Annotated in this window: 21 protein-coding genes; 9 read left to right on the forward strand and 12 right to left on the reverse strand. The window is 32.5% G+C overall.

Going from position 1 to position 22,103, the window contains the following annotated elements; translation table 11 throughout:
- Positions 1 to 17 precede the first annotated feature (17 nt).
- Complete coding sequence (locus L1276_RS14030) at positions 18 to 3,749, reverse strand: metallophosphoesterase (RefSeq protein ID WP_253788791.1); 3,732 nt, start codon at positions 3,747 to 3,749, stop codon at positions 18 to 20.
- A 27-nt stretch (positions 3,750 to 3,776) separates the two neighbouring features.
- On the opposite strand from L1276_RS14030, the gene L1276_RS14035 reads away from it, so the two are divergent.
- Positions 3,777 to 4,955, forward strand: a complete 1,179-nt coding sequence (locus L1276_RS14035) for a Pycsar system effector family protein (RefSeq protein WP_253788793.1) — start codon at positions 3,777 to 3,779, stop codon at positions 4,953 to 4,955.
- Between the two features lie 203 nt (positions 4,956 to 5,158).
- Here the strand turns inward: L1276_RS14035 and L1276_RS14040 are convergent, their stop codons facing one another.
- Positions 5,159 to 7,528, reverse strand: a complete 2,370-nt coding sequence (locus tag L1276_RS14040) for a GAF domain-containing protein (protein ID WP_253788794.1) — start codon at positions 7,526 to 7,528, stop codon at positions 5,159 to 5,161.
- A gap of 231 nt (positions 7,529 to 7,759) precedes the next feature.
- On the opposite strand from L1276_RS14040, the gene L1276_RS14045 reads away from it, so the two are divergent.
- Both L1276_RS14045 and L1276_RS14050 read left to right on the forward strand, forming a co-directional pair.
- Entirely contained in the window at positions 7,760 to 8,512 is a 753-nt protein-coding gene (locus L1276_RS14045) for an SDR family oxidoreductase (RefSeq protein ID WP_253788796.1), read from the forward strand.
- A gap of 72 nt (positions 8,513 to 8,584) precedes the next feature.
- A complete protein-coding gene (locus L1276_RS14050) occupies positions 8,585 to 9,166 on the forward strand; it encodes a TetR/AcrR family transcriptional regulator (protein ID WP_253788798.1) in 582 nt (193 codons plus the stop codon).
- An 88-nt stretch (positions 9,167 to 9,254) separates the two neighbouring features.
- Here L1276_RS14050 and L1276_RS14055 read toward each other — a convergent pair whose 3' ends face one another.
- The 10 genes from L1276_RS14055 to L1276_RS14100 form a co-directional block, all read right to left on the reverse strand.
- Positions 9,255 to 10,313, reverse strand: a complete 1,059-nt coding sequence (locus L1276_RS14055; protein ID WP_253788800.1) for a nucleoid-associated protein — start codon at positions 10,311 to 10,313, stop codon at positions 9,255 to 9,257.
- Positions 10,314 to 10,357: 44 nt separating this feature from the next.
- Positions 10,358 to 10,717 carry a four helix bundle protein gene (locus L1276_RS14060; protein WP_253788801.1) on the reverse strand — a complete coding sequence of 120 codons (360 nt, stop codon included), beginning with the start codon at positions 10,715 to 10,717 and terminating at the stop codon, positions 10,358 to 10,360.
- Positions 10,718 to 10,810: 93 nt separating this feature from the next.
- Positions 10,811 to 11,353 carry a plasmid pRiA4b ORF-3 family protein gene (locus tag L1276_RS14065; protein WP_253788803.1) on the reverse strand — a complete coding sequence of 181 codons (543 nt, stop codon included), beginning with the start codon at positions 11,351 to 11,353 and terminating at the stop codon, positions 10,811 to 10,813.
- Between the two features lie 181 nt (positions 11,354 to 11,534).
- Positions 11,535 to 12,134 carry an HPP family protein gene (locus tag L1276_RS14070; RefSeq protein WP_253788805.1) on the reverse strand — a complete coding sequence of 200 codons (600 nt, stop codon included), beginning with the start codon at positions 12,132 to 12,134 and terminating at the stop codon, positions 11,535 to 11,537.
- 88 nt (positions 12,135 to 12,222) lie between these two features.
- On the reverse strand, positions 12,223 to 13,503 hold the full coding sequence (locus L1276_RS14075) for a chloride channel protein (RefSeq protein WP_253788807.1): 1,281 nt from the start codon (positions 13,501 to 13,503) through the stop codon (positions 12,223 to 12,225).
- 318 nt (positions 13,504 to 13,821) lie between these two features.
- On the reverse strand, positions 13,822 to 14,211 hold the full coding sequence (locus tag L1276_RS14080; protein WP_053473869.1) for a VOC family protein: 390 nt from the start codon (positions 14,209 to 14,211) through the stop codon (positions 13,822 to 13,824).
- A 12-nt stretch (positions 14,212 to 14,223) separates the two neighbouring features.
- Complete coding sequence (locus L1276_RS14085) at positions 14,224 to 14,799, reverse strand: sugar O-acetyltransferase (protein WP_253788809.1); 576 nt, start codon at positions 14,797 to 14,799, stop codon at positions 14,224 to 14,226.
- 33 nt (positions 14,800 to 14,832) lie between these two features.
- The gene (locus L1276_RS14090) at positions 14,833 to 15,264 is read right to left on the reverse strand and encodes a YciI family protein (RefSeq protein ID WP_253788811.1); all 432 of its coding nucleotides are present in this window, start codon (positions 15,262 to 15,264) and stop codon (positions 14,833 to 14,835) included.
- An 18-nt stretch (positions 15,265 to 15,282) separates the two neighbouring features.
- A complete protein-coding gene (locus L1276_RS14095; RefSeq protein WP_253788812.1) occupies positions 15,283 to 15,900 on the reverse strand; it encodes a hypothetical protein in 618 nt (205 codons plus the stop codon).
- Between the two features lie 12 nt (positions 15,901 to 15,912).
- Positions 15,913 to 16,371, reverse strand: a complete 459-nt coding sequence (locus L1276_RS14100) for a DinB family protein (protein ID WP_253788814.1) — start codon at positions 16,369 to 16,371, stop codon at positions 15,913 to 15,915.
- 137 nt (positions 16,372 to 16,508) lie between these two features.
- Between L1276_RS14100 and L1276_RS14105 the strand changes: the two genes are divergently transcribed.
- From L1276_RS14105 to L1276_RS14130, 6 genes are all read left to right on the forward strand, one after another.
- Positions 16,509 to 18,668: a TonB-dependent receptor gene (locus L1276_RS14105; RefSeq protein WP_253788816.1), complete on the forward strand. Its 2,160-nt coding sequence runs from the start codon at positions 16,509 to 16,511 to the stop codon at positions 18,666 to 18,668.
- Positions 18,669 to 19,033: 365 nt separating this feature from the next.
- The gene (locus tag L1276_RS14110; protein ID WP_253788818.1) at positions 19,034 to 19,441 is read left to right on the forward strand and encodes a DUF2141 domain-containing protein; all 408 of its coding nucleotides are present in this window, start codon (positions 19,034 to 19,036) and stop codon (positions 19,439 to 19,441) included.
- Positions 19,442 to 19,490: 49 nt separating this feature from the next.
- Entirely contained in the window at positions 19,491 to 20,111 is a 621-nt protein-coding gene (locus L1276_RS14115; protein WP_253788820.1) for a hypothetical protein, read from the forward strand.
- Positions 20,112 to 20,131: 20 nt separating this feature from the next.
- Positions 20,132 to 21,472: a histidine kinase gene (locus L1276_RS14120; RefSeq protein ID WP_253788822.1), complete on the forward strand. Its 1,341-nt coding sequence runs from the start codon at positions 20,132 to 20,134 to the stop codon at positions 21,470 to 21,472.
- Entirely contained in the window at positions 21,472 to 21,777 is a 306-nt protein-coding gene (locus L1276_RS14125; RefSeq protein ID WP_253788824.1) for a 2TM domain-containing protein, read from the forward strand. The genes L1276_RS14120 and L1276_RS14125 overlap by 1 nt, the downstream gene beginning before the upstream one ends.
- Positions 21,777 to 22,103: a 2TM domain-containing protein gene (locus L1276_RS14130; RefSeq protein ID WP_253788826.1), complete on the forward strand. Its 327-nt coding sequence runs from the start codon at positions 21,777 to 21,779 to the stop codon at positions 22,101 to 22,103. Before L1276_RS14125 ends, L1276_RS14130 begins: the two co-directional genes overlap by 1 nt.

The following is a 22,103-nucleotide window of genomic DNA, read 5'->3' on the forward strand; positions in this document are numbered from 1 at the left end:
CTCTCTGAACCTAACAGCTAGAAGCTGTACGCTGCCCCAAAAATAACTCTCCCAATTTCATCCGGAGATTTAAAATAAGAGATCCTGGCAGTTAAAACATTAATTGCATTTAACCAAAGTCCGCCTCCGTAATCCTGATGCCATTTTTTTGAATTTTCGCCATCAAGCCAAACCCTTCCATAATCAAAACCACCTAAAATTCCGTAAGTAAACGGAGCAATTGTTTTTCTGATTCGGCCCAGACTTAAACGTAAATCAGAACTTTGAGAGAAATAAGAGCTTCCTAGAAAACGTTCATTTCTAAAACCACGTAAATCAGTATCGCCGCCTAATGAAGCACCCTGATAAAATTCATAGTTATTGTTTAAAATTGCTTTTCCTTTAAGGTAAGTCGCTAAAACCAGTTTTCCGTTTTTATCAACTCGATGTGTAAAACCTAAAACACTTTCTAATGTTGGAAAGTTTTTCGTTGTTTCATTTAAATTAGTGGTCCATGTTCCGGCAATCATAAAATACATTCCAAGAGTAGGTTTTGCGGCAAAATCGGAATTTTTGAAAAGATATTTTACTTTCAAACTCCCGTAATTTTGACTGTTAAACACATCCGGATTTACAATATTTGGAGTATCAATAAATCGATTATCGGTTTCTTCAACCGTCATTCTCTGGTAAATAGGTTGTATACTAAATTCACTTCCATATCTTCCAACGTGTCGAATAGCACCCGAAGCGTTGAATTTACGAATACGAACACGGTTATAATCCATACTGGAATCATCATCATATTGAGACTCATTTCCGTATCCGAAATAATTCATTGCAAAATTTGGAGTAGTATAAAGCGATTCCACATCAATAACCCATTTTCCTAATAAACCAGGAAAATGTGCGGCATAATTAAACTCTAAACCACCTGTCGCGAAATAGTAAAAAGCATTTAAAACATGTCTTTGTGTATACGGATTCTGTTTGAAATTATTTACCGTATAATTTAGGTTAACACCCAGTTTTACACCATCATCAGGATTAAATCCAATATTTGGCAAGCCTGAAATGACGTTATATTTCGGTTTTTCATAATTATACAAGTTAACATCGTAGTCATCTGTTAACTGAGTTTGAGTTTTGGAATCAAGATTATACGTATTTTCTTTTGATTTAAAATCATAAACAATAACCTTTCTTCCGTTTTCAATATTGTAAGTGTCATTGTTTTGTCCTCCAATTAAACGAACTTTAATTCTTGATTTTTGATCGCCTTTTACTTCAAAAACATCATTGTCATCTAAACCGTAAATCCATAGATTTTTAGTTTTAGCATCAGTTAATGTTTTAGAATATTGCAATTCATCGCCTTCTTTTTTAACTCTGAAAACCTGAACTTCAATACTTTTTTTCGCATTATGATTCAAAACAAATTTATCTTTTTTATCAGTTCCGGCAATCATAACCGTTTTGCTTAAAACATCAGAATATTTTATCGCATATTTTTGAAGTTCTCTTTTTCTGTTTTTTAATTTTCTAATAATTTCTTCAACCGTTTCATCCTGAACTTCCTTAGGCATATTTTTTAACGCATTTTCAATATCGCTGTCAGATAAATTTTCCTGAATAAACTTAGCCTGTTCCACCCATTCTTTTTCTCCTGCCGTTCTTAAAAAAGCCAAATCCATTGGATACGGTTCCCTGCTCAGCCATTTTACATTACCAATTTTATCTTTAAAAGTTCGCATATGTCGAAGTGCCGGAATATTCATTAATATAGAAAGTAAAGCACCATCATATTTTGCAAATGCCTGATCTCTGTCACGCGGAATTGGTTTGTAAATAACTTTACCGTCTTTTTTAAATTCAGCCCAGCGCCATTGATCACTGTGTCTGTCCCAGTCGCCAATCAGCATATCAAACAAACGCGCTTTTATGTATTCTTTTTCATCCACGCTGTATTTTTCATCCTTATGAAGATTCGCCATCATATCATCTGTACTGATAATATTACTTGGATTTCCGAAATTTTTTCCATCCAAATGATTATCGGCAGGTCTTTCTTCCACCATATACAATTGATCTCCAAAACCAGCATTAAATTCGCCTAACCCATTTTGCTTTGGAACATAATATAAAATTGGATTCGTATGCAAAACGCCAATTTTGTCCGCCATACTGCCAATTGTAAATGGAGCATATGGGTGAGAAGTAGTGTAAAAATCAAACAAGAAACTTTCTGTGTAAGTGTCTTCAAAATCATTTACCACATATTGATCCTTAAAAGCAACAGATTGTAAAAATACCGTCGCACTTTTTTTCATGCCTCTTAATACATATTCACGTCCTTTAGGATCTGACATTCTTAAAGAAACAGATTGATGCCCTCCGCCTTCGCGAATGGGTTTTAAACCGCCTTTTAAAGTATCAATCGTTGCCACTTTAACATCAATTGGCATACTGTAGTATTTTCTGTAATGCTGTCCGAAAAGAAATTTATGGAACAAACTTTTATCTGTCATTTTCTTTGAATAGATAGAAGTTGTAATTCTTGAAGGGAAATTATTCGAAATATCCGAGGCCCAATTGATTTCTTTTGCCTTTATAATTTCACGCTCGAAAAGCAGTTTTTCTTTATTGTTTTCATTTCCATAAAAAGAAACTTTCGCATCGCCGCTTTTAAATAAAGTTAAAGTTACGTAGCCGTTTCCGCCATACGAAAAGTCATTTTCGTTTATAGCTCTTGCCGCTTCAGATTTTGATCCGGCACCACTAATAATCTGTTGAATATTTTCTTTGCTGATATATTGCAGATTATGATCATGACCTGAAACTACAATTACATTTTTCTGTTTCTGTAAAAGCGTTTTAATTCGCTTGGCATAAATAGTATATTGTTTATTTTGAATGTCCTGCGGACTTACTCCGGAAGTTTTTCTAAGTAAATTAATAAACGAGCCGATTATCGGAAGGGGAATTTTTTTCTCTAATGGAAATAATTGTTTTTCTAATGAAAATTGCCCTCCGTGCGTACCGTTACTCAGCAAAGGATGATGAATAGCCAAAACAACTGTTTTTTCCTGATTTTTATTTAAGATATTTTCCAGTTCATCAAAAAAGTCTTCTCTGGTTTTTATATCGCAATTGTCATTAATTGTGGGGTGATTGTCCCAATCTTCCAGAAACCATTCACTGTCAATAGTTACTAACGTTGTGATACTATCAATTTTTACATCTTCGATAGCACAGGACTTTCTTGGCAGAAATGCTTTTTTATCATTTAAGCTTTTTGTTACAAAATCAGCCTGGCGTTCAAGACCTTTAATACCGCTGTACCAGTCGTGATTACCCGGAATAAAAATGGTTTTTCCTCTAAAACCTTTGGCTAATTTTAACTGGTTTGTCAGCTTTGTTTCTGCCAAAGCAATATCCTCAGCGTTTTTATCTGCAGGAAAACCTTTAGGATAAATATTATCTCCTAAAAAAAGTAAAGTTGACTTTTTGCTCGCTTTTTTAAGCTTTTGATGCAATAGTTCGAGTGTTTGCTGAGCCTGCTCTTCATCAGCATTTCCGGCATCTCCAACAAGATAAAAAGTATGGGCAATTTTTATAGTATCTGTTGCGTTTTCTGTTTCGTTGGCACTAACATTTTTTCCATATTGAGTTTTGTGCGTTGCACAGGAATAAATGAAAAGCAGTGTTGTAATTGCTAATGAAAAGTTTTTAATCTTAGCAATAAAATGATTATCCAAAAACAATTTCATAATTTAGTGGTATAAATAATATTCTTTATGAATCTAATAGAACAATCCGAAGATTTCGTCAGTAATTTACTCAAAGATAAACTTTCTAATTTATATTCTTATCATAATTTTAACCATACTTTCACCGTAGTTACTGCGGTAAAAGAGCTTTGTAAAAAAGAAGATGTAAAAGACGATGATAAAGAGGCACTTTTGACTGCTGCCTGGTTCCATGATACAGGATATGTTGAAGGTTATGAAAACCATGAAAGTACAAGCGTAAAAATTGCAGCTGATTTTTTAAGGGAAAAAGGAAAATCTGAAAAATTTATTGAGCTTGTTTCCAGTTTAATTTTGGCTACAGCCAAAGAGTATGAGCCAAAAACACATTTAGAAAAAATCATTAAAGATGCCGATTATGCACATTTAATGGGAAATGAATATGTTACAACCTGCGAATTATTGCGTTTAGAATTAAAAAATACCGGAATTGTTGCTTTTTCTAACACCGAATGGACAAAAGAAAATCTGAATTTTTTATTGAATAAACACCGATTTTATACGGATTATGCCTTAAGAAAATGGCAACCTCTAAAAGAGAAAAACCTGCTTTTGATTCAGAAAAAAATTAATAAACAGGAATTAAAAGCAGCGGAAGCCATCGAAAAAGAAAATAAAAAGAACGAAAAAATAGAAAAACCAGATCGTGGTGTTGATACATTATTTCGTGTTACTCTTGGAAATCATACTCGTTTAAGCGGTATTGCCGATAGTAAAGCCAATATTTTATTGTCTGTAAATGCAATTATTATTTCGATTGCCCTTTCGACTATAATTCCAAAATTAGACAGCCCGAAAAATGCACATTTAGTAGTACCTACTTTTATTATGCTGATGTCTAGTGTAATTACGATTATTTTCGCCATTCTTTCTACACGACCAAAAGTAACAACAGGCGTTTTTACAAGAGAAGATATTGAAAACAAAAAGATTAATTTATTGTTCTTTGGAAATTTCTATAAAATGCCTTTAGAAGAATACGACTGGGCGATGAATGAAATGATGAAAGACCGTGATTATCTGTATTCAAATATGATTAAAGATTTGTATTATTTAGGTTTGGTTCTACAGCGAAAGTATAATTTGCTGCGAATTGCTTACAACTTCTTTATGTTTGGAATTATCATTACCGTTATTTCCTTTGTAATCGCTTTTAAGTCACTTTAATTTCTTTGATGATATAATTTTAAACATAGAAACATAGGTTTTAGATATGTAAAAAAAGAACATAAGTTTTTAGTAAATAGTTGTTTATGTTTTTTAAACAAGTGAAGCGCCTTTTTTAAGTTTCAAAAACTATGTTTCTATGTGTATATTATACAGTACAATGAAATTTTGACAAAGTTATCTTAAATAAAAAAGCTCAACTTTTAGTTGAGCTCATCTAATAAATCCTGATAGGTAATTTTCTTTGCTTTTAAATTATTGGTGTTATTAATCACCTTTACACGAATTGCTTTTAAACCAGAAACACCCTGAAGATCTTCAACTTCAAATTGTTCTATTGAAGGTTCGAGTATTTTCTTGTGCTGTAAATATTTAATGTATTTTAAATATTCAGCCTCTTCGCTGTTTTGAGAATATACAATTGTAATTTTCTCTTTTTCGGTAATTCGTTCGTTTGTTCCTTTAATATTCGATTTGTCAATACGTTTTTTAACAACTTCATATCTTGCATTATACGTTCCATCAACATCAAAACGTTTTTCATCCATTCTAAAACGAATAGAAAGCGGCGAACTGAAAACCAAAATCAGTGAAGTAACATCCAATTCATACGGAAGAGATTCTTTCAGCTGATGATGTTCTAATTCCATTTCGCATAAAGTCTGTAACTGCCATAAACGCAAATTGTGCAGGTACATAATATCAAACGGTTTTGTTGGCGAAATCGATGCACCAATATATAAGTTATGTTCTACACCATCCGTTTTAAAACGTTCGTAATAATGCGGATAAATTTGCTGTGCTTCAATTTGTTTTTTATCTAATACAGAAGCCAGTCTTTTATTGATAATTGACATTGCGTTGTCAAACTTTTTTCTTTCCTGATAAAACATTCCGGTTTTTTCATCCAGACTTTCAAAATACAATTCTTCTAATTTTTTATTTTTAGCATTGTCCTTTGTGTTTTTCAATATCGGATGAATTTCTTCTTCAATATAACGCTGAATATGCTGCTCCATATCGGCTTTTAACGGAAAATCCAATTCACTGCGAAGCGATTCCAATTCGAATTTTCTTTGTTCCAATAAAACCAGATTTGAATTTGGTTTTTGATTGTCGAAAATTTCCAAAAGAGCTGTAAGCTGATTTTTTAAGTCGATTTTAACCGTTTCATTTCGATGTTCAGATGAACCTTTAATGTCGATTTGTCCATATAACGGAAATACATTTTTAAATACAATTTCTTTAAAAATATAATCTTTTGTATGATTTATATTTAGAAAATAGTTTTGTGATTCTTTTCTAAATTTCCAATATACGCTTGGGTGAATCGTAGTATATTCTCGCTGAATAATTGCTTCAACCTGATGCTGCATATCGGTATTATAGCGATCAATAGTGTCTGTTAAATACGGTAAAACCAATTCTAGTTTTGTTGCATTTACACTGTTTAATTCGCGGATGTTTTCAGAAACCAGCTCGACAACGCCCAGTAAATGGTCATCTTTTATAACCGGTGCAAAAACACAGCTTTGAATTCCCTGACTTAATAAATGCTCGCCAAGTTTTGGGTTTGCTGATTCTTCGATAAATTTTTTCACATTTGAAATTACAAACGGTTCCTTTTTATCTAAAAGATTTTCAAATGAACATCCAAAAAAAGCATTTTTACAATCTACTTCCTGAGTAGATGAAAGTAAAAAACTTTGCATTTGGTTGTCAAATTTTATTGGTCGTATAAACTTTTCTTCTTCAGGATTGTAGATAATAAAGCCCACTTTTAAACTAGGAATTTTAAAAATTGACCTGAAGATATTTTCTATAATTTCTGTAGAAGCAACTCTTGAAGTTTCTGGTTTTAAAAGATTACTTTTTAAATTGGAGATAGCACTTTCTGTAGTGGCATCAAATAAAGAAACGATTCCAAAACCTTTTAAAAGCCAGCTTCCCGGCGGAAATTTAGATTTCCATAAATCAATATCATTGTAATTGTCAATTAACTGGTCAATATCTTCCTGAGTTAATTCTACAGATCTTTCAGTTGGCGTGATTTCCATGAAATCTGCATTATACAAAATACGATAATGCTTTTCTACACCTTCTTCATCCGGAATATCGTAGAAAAAAGGTTTATTAAAATCAATATTGTAATTGTAATAATACGCTAATATCAAACAGCAGTTGTTTATATAGAATTGATGATCATCAAAATCACGAATTTCCATATAAAATTCATCACCTGCATTGCGCAATATTTTCTTGAAACGTTCTGTATAATTAAAGGATATATTCTGAAAAGGAATTGTTATTGCCTTTATTTCATTGTTTGTCAAAGCTGTAGGAAATAAATCAGCAGCAATATTTTTAATCAGTACTTCATTATTCTTGATAGTACTGTAATCGTGAATTCCGGTTCTTAATTCTGGGTAAGCCTCAATTTCTTTTAAAATGGCTTTAGCATAGTTAGATCGATAATCAACATCAGATAAAGCAATCTGCTCAAAAGACTCGATTAGTTTATGAAATGAGATTATCGTTTCGAAAGGGCTTTCGTTTGGTAAAAGACGATCCATCTTGTTTTTTGTTTTTAGGATACAAAATTAAGCATAAATTAAGAATCAACGGCATTTTACAATTTCTTTCGCTTATAGTTTCATAGAGATAAGCCCTTATAAATCGGCTTTTTTCAAACGACTCAATTATTTTAACTAAAAATTAACAATATTTATAACGGAACGATCGTTCCGTTATAATATCTTTGTACCATAATAATTGAATAATCAATAACTTAAATAATAAATAAAATGAAAAATTTAGAAAACAAGGTAGCTATTGTAACAGGTGGAAATAGTGGAATTGGGTATGCTGCTGCTGCCGAATTAGCATCAAAAGGTGCGAAAGTAATTGTAACAGGAAGAAACAAAGAAGCCTTGGCAAAAGCCGAATCAGAATTGGACGTTACGGGAATTGTTGCAGATCAATCTGATTTAAAATCAATTGATAATTTAGTAGAAGAAGTAAAAGCAAAATTTGGAAAAGTAGATATTCTATTTTTAAATGCCGGAATTGCAGCTTTTGCTCCGGTAGAGACAGCTTCAGAAGAGCATTATGACAGTATTATGAATGTAAATGTAAAAGGGGTTTATTTTACAGTGCAAAAAGTATTGCCAATTTTAAATGATGGAGGTTCTATTATTTTTAATACTTCGGTAAATGCTCAATTAGGAATGCCGGGTTCAAGTGTATACGGAGCAAGTAAAGCGGCCGTTTTATCATTAAACAGAATATTTGCCGGTGAATTAGCACCAAGAAAAATTAGAGTAAATGCAGTTTCTCCTGGTCCAATTGAAACACCTTTATATGGTAAAGTAGGCTTGGAAAAAGAAGAAGTAGAAGGTTTAGGTGCTGCTTTGGGACAAAAGATTTTATTGAAACGTTTTGGACAAGCTTCTGAAGTTGCAAAAACAATCTCTTTCCTTGCTTCAGATGATTCATCATTCATTACAGGAACAGAAATTGTTGTAGACGGCGGACTTACTGTCAATACAGTATTATAATTTTTTGGCTTATTCAGGAACGATTGTTCCGTTTAATTCTTATATTTGCATAGAAATTTAATTTTTGATGTCATGGCTAGAACGAAGGAATTTAATGAAGATCAGGCTTTAGATAAAGCAATAGAAATTTTTTGGCACAAAGGTTACAACGGAACATCGGCTCAGGATTTGGTAACACATTTGGGTTTAAGCCGTTCGAGTTTGTATGATACTTTTGGCGACAAACAAAAATTGTTTTCAAAGTCTTTACAGCGTTATCAACTGCAGGCTCAGGATATTGTGAAAGATCTTTTGGAAAAATCAGATAATGTTAAAGATACTCTTCATGCTATTTTTAAACAAGCTGTTATAGAAAGTCTGGAAGATAGGATTACAAAAGGCTGTTTTATGGTAAATTCTTCTGTAGAATTGGCTATGCACGATGAAGAAATTGCAAAGATTGTAAAAAACAACAGCCAGACAATGGAAGAAGTTTTTACAAATGCAGTAAAGAAAGGGCAGGAGGCAGGGCATATTTCCAAACAACTGGAAGCAAAAGTTCTGGCCCGATTTATCTTTAATAATTATTCCGGGATTCGGGTTTTAGCACGAACAGGAGAAAGAGATAAACAAGTATATGACGATATTGTAAAAGCGGTTTTCTCTGTTTTATAAAAATAGTTTATCTCAATAAAAAATGGCAGTTACATTATGTAACTGCCATTTTTTGTATAGTAAGTAAGTAATAGAAAATGAATGACTCTTAGCTTTTTTCTTCTTTATTGAAATACACTAAGTAGTAATACATTTGTTTTTCTTCATCCCAGCCTTTTTCTACAAATTTTTCTGCACTTTCAGGGTTGATAAAATCCATTTTAATCTGAATATGAGTGTCCAGGTTAATAACGTTTTTAATCGATTTTCTGGCGTCAGAAACTGCTGCGTTTGCAATTGGGAATGAGGTTACATCTTCGATGCTGTATTTTTCTCCTTTATCAACTTTATAGTTTTTGAATTCAGGAATTAAGTCTGGATTGTCTAATACTTCATTCAGGAAATTTTGCTCTTCAAACTGATCATTTTTAGCGAAATAATTCACAGATCGGTTCATAAACATTACTTCCTCTTTCTTATCTTCTGCTGGCAAAACAACATCTTTTGCGAAGTTCTGGCAGAATTTTAAATATTTTTTAGTGATGAAGTTTTCATCTTCAAAAGCATCTACAGATAAAAAGTGCTCTAACCAATAACGCGCATCATAACGGTTACTGTCTACGGTTAAGATTTTATATCCTTCTTCTTTTTTATAGTTAAAAATTAAACACCCTTTATCTAATTTGCTCAAGTTGATACCTTGCTGTAAAATCATTTCAAGGTTGCTGTCTTTTTCTTCAAACTGTAAAAAGTCGGCCTGAAGTTCACTTTTAAAAATCCCGATAGCATCAACGACATTATTATCAATGCTTAAGTTAGTTAAGTACGTTACATAAACCTCTCCGTTTTTAATATGCGGATGATTTGACTGCTCATACAAATGCTTCGTTATTTTTTTTGAAACTTCCTGAATGTTGGCAGGATTAGCAAAAATTTCAGTTGCATATTTAAACATGTCATTGTAATCCAAGTCCACTTCGTGTGCAAACTGATAATAGTTTTCCTCTTTTTCTCTAAAAGGTTTAAAGAAGTACTCTTTTATCAAAGGCACAATTTCATCATTTAGATTAAATGGCTGTTCTGATAAAAAAATGGCTTCGTTACGGCTTTTGTTCCCTACGCGGTGTATCGAAAGCGTCTCGATGTGGGTGTTGAATAAGTTGATCATATTTTGAGTTGCTGAGATTCTAAGTTTCTAAGATTCTAAGTTTTTTAGTTACTGTCTTTTATTTTTCTAATTAACGACGCTAACATCCTTTCGATCTCTCGACTGTCCTCATATAAAAGGTTAAATTCTTCTTCGTTTATGTAAATTATATTTTTTGCAATTTCAAGCTGAGTCTGCATTTCAAATATAGAACCGAGAGAAATATATAAAAATCGTAAAAAATCTTTAGTGCTTTCTCGGCCTGAACCTTCTGCAATATTGCTAGGTATAGATACTGAACTTCGACGTATTTGCGAAGTTAATCCAAACATTTCTTCTTTTGGAAATGTACTTGTTGCTTTGTAAATTTTGGTAACTAAGGAAATTGACTTTTGCCAAACTAAGATTTTTCTAAAATGACTCATTTGTTATTTTTAAATTAATTTATAAAAATAAGAAAAATCTCTCAAAATAAAAAAACTTAGAATCTTAGTATCTCAGAATCTTAGCAACTAACATCAGTTCCAATTTTCCTCAAAACCATAATCTTCGAAGCTGTCATCTCCTTCAAACATATCAAGATCGTCTTCGTCTAAATCGTCTTCAAATTCTCCGTAGATATCGTTGTGCATATCGTCTGCTTCGAAGTTTTTTTCTAGGGCTTCGTCCGGCATTTCTCCGTGAGAAAATAAAGTTTCCGGATAAGTTGCTCCAACCAACTCATCTTCGATAGCGGCCAATTCAACTAAGAAAGTCCACATACTGATAAAATCATAAACGTAGATAATCTTCGTATTTTCTTTATCTAAAATACTCGACAACGGATAATCGTTCATGGTTCTTTGTTCACCCGGAATATCGCCGGTATCAAAAAGAGGAATTTCATCTTCCTGATTCCAGGTTTCATCACAAGTATAAAATGAAGCAACTTCTGATCCGTCAAAACCAAAAGCATTGAAGATAGCATTGTGTAAATCCTCAAGCGTATCTTCTTCAAGAATAGCAATGTCTCTAAAAATATCTTCTTCGGCGTCTAGAATTACTCTAAATTTATAAACCATAATCTTTGTTTTTATTGAGAGGTCAAAGGTAAAATATAAAAAATGAAATACGAATTGTGAATTACGATTTGTTGAAAATATTTTTCTAATGTGAAATGTTCAAAGTTAAATGTCAGACTGAGCGAAGTAGAAGCCCCGAATACTAGTTGTAGAAATGACAAACTGGACTTAGAAAAAAAACTTACTTCCCAGTCAATCTTTTTCTAAGTTTATGATAATGTTTGTGATAAGTACTATGACTTGGATAACTTCTGCTTGAAGTCATGTTGTTAAAAATCAGTGCCGTTAATAACAAAATTAAAACTCCGGTTAAAACAGGAGAAAGTACATACATATAGCCCAATGATTTTACTTTTTCTGTTCCAATAACAGCAATTAGAGCCGTTGCACCTCCCGGCGGATGCAGCGTTTTAGTAATCTGCATTAAAATTATGGCAATAGAAACAGCTAACGGCGCTGCTATATACATAATATCCGGAACCAGTTTATTAACGGTTACGCCTACAAGAGCCGAGATTACGTGTCCGCCAACTAAATTTCTTGGCTGAGAAAACGGACTCTGAATAATTCCGTAAACTAAAACACTTGATGCTCCAAAAGAACCAATCAAGTAAACGGCATCACTTCCTGAAAAATGTATAGATTGTACATAAGCCAAAACCCCAATTCCAACAAATGAACCTATAAACGACCAGAAATGTTCTTTATAATCGATTAAAGTTTCTTTATAAAGAATATAACGTGTTTTGCGATAGCTTCTTTTAATTTTTTGCGTTGGCATAATAATATAATTTGTGGTATTTTTTTGCCACAGATTACACAGATTAGAAGGATTAAATCTGTGTAATCTGCGGGGCTGTAAAGTATATTTATTTCGTCAAACTTGGAGCGTAACTATATACTGTATAAGGATAAATTGTTTTGGCAGTATATTTTGAAATTAAACAAACTACCAAAATTGGCAAAAACAAAGTATAATCGTTCGTTAGTCCGCATACCAAAAAGATTGCAGTAAACGGAGCATGAATACTGGCGCTCAAAACAGCAGCCATTCCGATAATCATAAAGTTAACCGGAATTACATGAACATCGAAAAAGGTATTTAAAACGGAAGCCAATAACAATCCTAAGAAAGCTCCAATAAACAAACTTGGCGCAAAAACACCACCGTCTCCTCCAGAAGCCAAAGTAATCGATGTTACAATTGGTTTTAGAATTAAGATACCTATGAATGTTAAAGCTAATGTTATGGTTAACGGAATTTCTGCAGAATTTCCGAAAATACCTTTTATAGCATGATAGCCTTCGCCATATAATTGAGGGAAAATAAATAGTGAAACACTTAAAACTGCAGAACCAATAATGATTTTATAATAATGGGTATTTATTTTTCCGAATTGAGATTTGAAGAATAATACACATTTGGTTAAATAAACGGAATTCATTCCGGATAAAATTCCCAAAAGAATAAAGTACGGAATTGCCTTTAAATGCCAGGTTGTGATAGAAACTGCAAATAAAGGTTCTTCTTTTAAAATAGAAAGTAAACCAAAAGCAATTGAAACAGCAATGATATTTGAAATAATAAAAGCTCGTGTTACTTTTCTGGAAATAACTTCAAAAGCAAATAAAATTCCCGCAATTGGACTGCTAAAGAGCGCTGTAACTCCAGCTGCAACTCCCGCGCAGATTAATTCAGTTTTGTACTGACGGAAGACATTTTCTTTTTCATGCGCAACAGAACCAATAGTAGCCGTTGCAACAACCGTAGAAACTTCGATTCCGGTTGAACCTCCGAAAATAACGGTTAATAATCCGTTTATGAAATGGGATGGAATTTTATAAGATGGAAGATTTTTGGATTTTGATGCTGTACTTTCAAAAACTTCTTTGATTCCTTTATTTTCTTTTTTCTTAAAAAGATACTGCCTTAGAAAATAAATTACAGATAATCCGAAAACTGGAAAAATGATATAAAATAAGGGATGAACTGATACTTCGTGAAAAAAGATTTCTTCGTAATATTCAGTAATTTTTTTGAGCGAAATTCCAAGAAAAGCAGATAGAAAGCCAATTAGAATAGAAACAATAACTAATTTTCGGAATTTAATGAATTGATGATTTTTTTTGATTTGCGCCGTTTTGTTCATCAGAAGTGAATTTGAATCCGCACTTTTTTTATGCGGATTACAAAATTAAGAATCAAATTCGGTTTTTTATAGAAAATAGTCAATATAATGTGTTAAAACTGATAAAAACAGGAAAATTCTTTCAGTGTGTTTTTCTTAGTATATCGATTATTGAGGAACAAAGAGACAAAGGTTCAGAGGTTCAAAGTTTTTTTTCGGACTTTAAATAAGAATAAATTGCCTCCAGCTAAAGCTGGAAGCAATTGAAACATTCTTTTACATACGTAATGACATAAAATCAAAAAAAACTTCGTGTCTTAGTGCCTTTGTGGCAAAAACTTATCTCTCATAAAACTCAATTGGCAGTAAATCAGGATCTGCAATAAAAGTAAAACGTTTTTCAGTAGTTTCGTCAATTCTAATGGGTTCTGATTCTATGTTTTTTGAAGTCAAAAAAGCAACGGTTTCATTTAAATTAATTACTTCAAAAGCCAAATGACGCAATCCAACGGCTTCGGGCCTTGAAGGTCTTTTTGGCGGATCTGGGAATGAAAACAATTCAATTACATAAATTCCATTTAAAGCTAAGTCTAATTTATACGACTGGCGTTCTTCTCTGTAAATTTCTCTGATAATCGTCAATCCTAAAATTTCGGTATAAAAGGTTTTTGATTTTTGATAATCAGAGCATAAAATGGCAATATGGTGAACTTTATTTAGGGTAAGCATTATGATTTTGATTCAGGTTCTTGATTCAGGTTCTTGATTTAATTTTCGGATTACTTTTGCCGGATTTCCAACCGCGAGTGAATTATCCGGAATGTTTTTTGTAACAACAGATCCGGCGCCAATAACACAGCCTTTTCCAATCGTTACGCCTGGACATATAACAGAATTTCCGCCAATCCAGCAATCATCGCCAATGGTAACGGGATAAGCATTTTCAAGGGATTTTCGTAATTCAGCGTCAAGCGGATGCGATGCGGTATATATTTGAACATTTGGTGCAATAAATACATTAGAACCAATATTTACAGGCGCACAATCCAGAACAACGCAATTCACATTGAAATAAACGTTTTCTCCACAAAAAATATTATACCCATAGTCACAATGAAAAGGGGGTTCTATATAAAAACCTTCTCCTGTATTTGGAATAAGTTCTTTTAAAATTTCTTTTGCTTTTTTGGTAACTCGGTATTCTTTTACATTTAAGCTGTGTAAAAGATTTTTTGCTGTTCGGCGTCCTTTTACTAATTCTTGATCCATAGCGTTGTAATATTCACCGCTGATCATTTTTTCTTTTTCTGTTTTCATATTAGGTATTACATTTTCGTCCTGGCAATCTTCTCATGTATTTTTTACAGTTTCCTGTAAAGCTGCAGTACAGTACCAAGGCGTTAATTCGGCTTCGAGTAAATTTGCTTTTATGGCTGGATCTGTTGCAACAAGAGCTTTCGCTTCGTCTACAGTTTCGACATTAAAAACATAAATTCCTCGATAATTTCGGTCATTTTTCATAAAAGGTCCTGCAACAACGAGTTTTCCTTCTTCTACCAGTTTGTTAATATTCGCCATATGACCTTCAAAAAGCTTTTTGGTTTCTTCTTTTGAAGCCGTTGTATTAGTTCCCGATTTTAAAAGACAGAAAACATATTTCTTCATTCCGTATTCATCTGCATTTAAGGATTTAGCCAGACTTTCATCAAATTTGGCTTCCGTTTTCTGTGAAAATCCAAAGTTGTAAATTAAAAATAAAAGAATTAAAATTGATTTTTTCATCTTCGATAGTTTTAACTATTAATTTTTCAGCATTTTATTTTCTATCAATTCCAGATTTTTAACCGAAGCTACAGGGACTATTCTAATATTTGGATTTTCTTGTGTTAAATAAAAAAAGTACGCAGTATTTGAACCAATTATATATGCATTTTCAGATTCTTTGTCATTGTAATTTAATTTATAATCATAAGTTAGTTTATTGTTTTTTATTTTATTTGAAATTGATCTGCCATCCGCAAATCCATATCCCAAGAAAACACATACTAAAAAGAAACTAAGAAAACTTATTGAATTATCTGTATAATAAACTTTTCTGTCATCGTCTGATAATTGGTCAAAATTTGGATTATCGCTCTCCATACCAAACATTTTATGAATCCATTTCTTGTCTTCATTATTAACTAGTATTTGTGGAAGTTTATAAAAAAAGACAAATAAAACTAATATGGTTATAAAAAATACAGGATGTGAAGTAACTGCGGCAATTGGACTTATTAAAATATCCATAATAGAAGAATATCGTATAATGTTTATTCCAAGTTGATAATAGAATATACCGTCTTTTGTAATTCCTAAAATTATAAGAAAAAGATAACCTAACGGAAGCCAGCTTTGTACTTTATCGATGTTTTTCATATGAATATCAAATCAAAGCAGTTTTTTCAAAATAACAATCTGACCTAAATGATAAACGTCATGCTGAATAATTCCGTGAATATGTTCATAATAGGTATGACCATTGTTGACATAAATTTTGGCTAAATCGGCATCGTCAAAATCTTCAAAAAAGGCATTCCATGCTTCTTGTGATTTTGCCAGACTTTGAAGCGATTGTTCCCAAGCTGCTTCTGAAGGATCTAAAATAGGTACAAAATAATTATGGTCTGGGGTTACTACAGTTTCTCCCTGCATACGGCTTAAAATATTTCTTCGCCATTGTATTAAATGATTGACGATTTCCCAAATGGTGTTTAAGTTGGGATTTATTTTTCTGTAAGCCTGTTCTGCATTTACATTTTCTAAAGTGTGAGCTAAAGTGACTTCAAGCCACGGATTTCCATTATAAATGGATTGATAAAGATTTGAAATTCTTTTGTTTTCTGACATAATCAACGATTTAGCAATTCCTAGCTAAGATACAAATTAGAAATTTACAACTCATCCTTAAAATTCTACAATTGGGTTATTATATATTTTTTAACAGGAATTGTTAAAATACATTTGCTTCATCAAAAACCAATATCATGAAAACCAGAATTACTTTTATTTTATTATTACTAACCACTTTTACTTTTGCTCAAAATATTATTTCGGGAAAAGTTTTGGACCAAAAAGGAAAGCCAGTTGCCGGAGCCAATATTTATATAGACGGAACTTATGACGGAGCAACAAGTTCTGAAACTGGTGATTTCTCTTTTGAAACTTCTTCAGCAGGAAATCAGTTTTTAGTAGTAAGCTTTTTACTTTTCGAAACTTTCAAAAAAGAAATCGATGTTGCCAATTATAAAGATCAAACGGTAAAACTAAGAGAAAACGTAAACGCCCTGGATGCCGTTGTTATTACAGCCGGGACTTTACAATCAGGTGACAAAGCCAGAGTTTCGGTTTTAAAACCTTTAGATATTGTTACAACAGCAGGTTCTGCCGGAAATATTATTGCGGCTTTGCAGACTTTGCCTGGAACACAAAGTGTAGGCGAGGATGGACGTTTGTTTGTACGTGGAGGAGAAGCCAGCGAAACTCAGACTTTTGTTGACGGAATACGCGTGGCACAGCCGTACGGAGCAACAACCAATAACTTGCCGACAAGAAGCCGTTTTTCTCCTTTCTTATTCAGCGGAATCGCATTTTCTACCGGAGGGTATTCGGCAGAATATGGTGAAGCTTTGTCAAGTGTTTTGCTTTTAAATACGCAGGATGAACCAGATAACAACAAAACGGATATTGGTTTAATGACAGTTGGATTGAGTTTAGGAAATACTCAAAAATGGAAAAAAAACTCGTTAAGCGTCAATATGGCTTATATTAATTTAGCGCCTTATCAGGCTGTGATTCCACAGAATGTTGATTGGAATAATCCGTATCAATCTCTTGGAGGTGAAACTGTTTATAGATATCATTTTACAAACGGAATTTTTAAATTATATGCCGCTTTTGATTCTGAAAAATTCGATTTGAACCAGAAAAATATCAATTTTGAAAATCCTGTAAGGACAGATTTAAACAATAATAACTTTTATTTAAACTCTTCTTATAAAGGAACTTTTGGAACAGGGTGGCAGTTAACGTCTGGAATTAGTTATGGTTACAGCAAAAACAAAACGAAATACGATATCAACGATATTAATACAGATGAAAATGCAGCGCAGTTGAAATTGAAATTGGGAAAGAAAGTTTCAAACTATTTCAAATTGTCTTTTGGAACCGATTATTTCATTACCAAATTCAATGAGAATTTTGATGACAATATTGCTATTGATGTTAAAAATGGATATGATTCTAACATTTTTGCAGCTTATACAGAAGCAGATATTTTATTCTCTAAAAAACTGGCAATGAAAGTGGGTTTAAGATATTCAAACAACAGTTTATTAAATGAAAATAATATTGCGCCAAGAGCTTCATTGGCTTACAAAGTTTCAAAAAGCAGCCAGTTTTCATTTGCTTACGGAGATTTTTCTCAAACGCCTGTTGTAGATTATATCAAGTATTCTAAATATCACCAATTTGAAAGCGAAAAAGCGCAGCATTATATTTTAAATTATCAGTTTACGCAGCCGGGACAAACTTTTAGAGCCGAAGCTTATTATAAAGATTACACCAATCTAGTGCAATATGATACGAGAGATATTCAGTATAATTCGGTTTTTAATAATAACGGAAAAGGGTATGCAAAAGGATTGGATTTATTTTGGAGAGACAGCAATTTGTATAAAAACTTAGAATATTGGATATCTTATTCTTACATCGATTCTGAAAGACAATATAAAAATTTCCCAAATATGGTAACTCCAAGTTTTGTTGCAAATCACACTTTATCTGTAGTAACCAAGTATTTTATTACCGACTGGAAATCACAAATTGGATTTACAAACAGTTACAGTTCAGGACGTCCGTACAACGATCCAAACCAAACGCAATTCATGAACGGGAAAACAAAATCATATAATAGTTTGAGTTTTAACTGGGCATATTTATTAACAACACAAAAAATCCTTTATTTCTCAGTTTCAAACCTTTTAGGAACTCAGAATATCTTTGGATACGATTACGCAAAATTACCAGATCCAAACGGAGTGTATAACAGACAAGCAATTACACCAACAGCAGACCGATTTTTCTTCGTAGGTTTCTTCTGGACGATCAGCCAGAATAAGAGTGAAAATCAGTTGAAGAATCTTTAAAAGATGCTAAGTTGCTAAGGTTCTGAGATGCTAAGATTTTAGAAACTAAGAAAAAAAACTTAGAACCTTAGTATCTCAGAATCTTAGAACCTCAAAAAAAAACAACTCAGCAGCAAAAATCAACAACTCAGTATCATTTAATTTTAAAACAGTAAAATCAGATATACTTTTGAAGTATAAAATAAAAGGTACAAAGAAACAAAGCGACAAAGGTTCAAAGTTTTTTTAGAATGTCAATAATAAGAAAATCAAACCTTTGTCCCTTAGCAACTCAGAACCTTAGAACCTTAAAAAAAAGAGTTTTAATCATCAACAAAAAAACTTAGCCCCTTAGCAACTCAGAACCTTTAAAAAAAAAAGAAATCATGACCAAAATTATTACACTAATCACGTTATTTATCTGCAGTTTAATGTCTGCTCAAAATGTAAAATTAACTGTTGCTGTTTCAGGTTTAAAAAATAATACAGGAATTGTTAAAGTAGGTTTGTACAATTCAGACGGTACTTTTCTTAAAACAACATACAAAAGCCTTGCTTCTGAAATTAAAAATAATCAAGCCGTTGTAACTTTTGACAATCTTCCGGCGGGAGAATATGCAATTTCAACGTATCACGATGAAAACAATAACGGAAAACTGGATAGAAATGCAATGGGAATTCCTTCTGAGGATTATGCCGCTTCAAATAATGCAAAAGGATTTATGGGACCGCCTTCCTATAAAGATGCTAAATTTGTTATAGCGAAAGATTCAAAAATTGAAATTGTATTATAAAAATAACGAATTAACAACAAATCAAATCAACCATTTAATTACTTATAAAATGAAAAAAATCATCACATTAATCGCATTATTTGTAGTAGTAGTAAGTTCTGCTCAAACTCAATTTGAACAAGGAATGACTAAAGCTTTCGCACTTTGGAAAGAAGGAAAAAACACAGAAGCTTCGGCATTATTTGAAAGAATTGCTGCTGCTGAGAAAAACAGTTATCTGCCAAACTATTATATTGCTTTAATGAATACAACTGCTGTTTTTACTGAAAAAGATAAAACAAAAATCGATCTTCTTTTAACAAAAGCTCAGGATGCATTAGATGTTGAATTTATTAAAGATCAAAACAATGCAGAATTATATGTACTGCAGGCTTTAATTTATACAGGATATGTTGTGGCTGACCCAATGACAAACGGAATGAAATATTCGAGTAAAGTAATGGAAGCTTACGCAAAAGCGAAAGCGATCGATCCTAAAAATCCAAGAGCTGTTTTTGGAGAAGCTGATTATCAATTAGGTGGAGCGAAATGGACAGGTGTTGACACAAAACCGCTTTGTGCAGAAGTTGACAGATCTATCGAACTTTTTGCTACTTTTAAACCAGAAACTCCTTTTTCTCCTAAATGGGGATTAGACAGAGCTTTGGAAATTCAAAAAACTTGTAAATAATTTAATAAAAAAATAAAAGAATGACCTTGAAACCAAATCTATTAAAAGCGTTTTTAATTGGCGGAGTAGTATTTTTATTCTCTTTCCTGATTCGCTTTGCATCATTTGGAACTACAGTTTTTACCAAAGATCTGTACATCTATTTTTTGTACTGCATGTTGTACAGCGTTGTTTTGTATGTGGTAAATGCGTCTCTATTTGTGTATTTAGATAAGGTTTTTGAAGGAGCAAACAGATTTTCTGCCAGAAGGATTTTTATCGGGTTTATAAGTTCATTTTTCATTTCGCTTTTCGTCATTTTTGTACTGCGGATTTTTACGCAGGTTGTTATCGAAAGACGGCCGTTATTAAGCTTTTTGGCAAATGAAGATCCGGCAAATTATATAGAATCTTCGGTCATTACTTTTATCGTTTTACTGATATTTCATGCATTACATTTTTACAAATTATATCAGGAAAATAAGGTTATACAGCAAAAGATTATTGCGGGAACGGCAAATGCCAAATTCGAAAGTTTAAAAAATCAAATCGACCCGCATTTTCTTTTTAACAGCTTAAATGTTCTTAGTTCCTTAATTGAAGAAAATCCGGATAACGCACAGCGGTTCACAACTTCTTTATCTAAAATTTACAGATATGTTTTAGAACAAAAAGATAAAGAACTGGTTTCTGTAGAAGATGAATTGTCATTTGCAAAAACCTATATGAACCTGCTGAAAATGCGTTTCGAAAACAGTTTGTTTTACGAACTGCCAGCAGGAAATATAAATCCGGATGCCAAAGTGGTTCCGCTTTCGTTACAGCTTTTACTAGAAAATACGGTAAAACATAATGTGGTAAGCGAACAGAAACCATTACATATTAGAATTTTTATTGACAAAGATTATTTGGTTATTCAAAATGATCTTCAGAAAAAAGAAGTTCTGCAGGACAGGCAAGGCGTTGGATTGCAGAATATTGTAAACCGTTACGGAATTATAACCGACAGAAAAGTGCTGATTGAACAGGATGAAAAGAATTTCTCAGTTAAGATTCCAATTTTAACTAAACAAATTACAGTTATGGACATTAGTACAGAATATAACGACGAAGCAAAAGCATATTACAGAGCTAAAAAAAGAGTAGAAGAGTTGAAAGGGTTTTATGGAAATGTAATTTCATATTTATGTGTAATTCCGTTTTTAGTTTTTATCAATTTAAAATTTTCACCTGGATTTCAATGGTTTTGGTTTTCAGCTTTAGGATGGGGATTTGGAGTTGCAATGCATGCTTTCAAAGTTTTTGGTTACAGCTCTGATTGGGAAGAAAGAAAAATCAGAGAGATTTTAGAGAAAGAAAACAACCAAAAAACCTGGAAATAATGACTGAAAAAAATTATGCCGAAGGCGAAAGATATTATCAGGCTCAAAAAAGGGTAAAAGAAATCAGAGAGTTTTATGAGCATTTGACAGTTTATGTACTTGTAAACCCAATTGTAATTGTGGTAAATATTATGACTTCGCCGGGATATTTATGGTTTATATGGTGTTTGATGGGATGGGGAATAGGAGTTGTTTTACACGGATTGAAGGTTTTTAATCTTCCGCCTTTTTTCAATAAAAAATGGGAGGAAAGAAAAATCAGGGAAATTTTAGAAAAAGAACGCAATCAAAAAACTTGGGAATAATGGAAACAAATTCTGATAATTCGGAAGAAAATGTATTGAAAGAGCTGGCAAGCAAAAAAGTGGCAAAACTAAAATCATTTTATAAACACACTTTTCTGTATGCCGCTGCCATGATTCTTTATGTATTGAAAGAATATACGGAACTGCCATTAAACTTTTTTCCGATACAAATTTTAAACGGAGTTGTGGTAATTATTTGGTCTGCAGTATATGTAGGTTCCGCAATTGATATGTTTGTTGCCTTCAAAATACTTGGAAAAGAATGGGAAGAAAGAAAATTGAGAAGCCTTTTAGAAAAGAAAAATAGAACACAAAAATGGGAGTAA

Origin of the sequence: Flavobacterium sp. HSC-32F16, from assembly GCF_024171645.1 — a bacterium.
Classification (GTDB): Bacteria; Bacteroidota; Bacteroidia; order Flavobacteriales; family Flavobacteriaceae; genus Flavobacterium.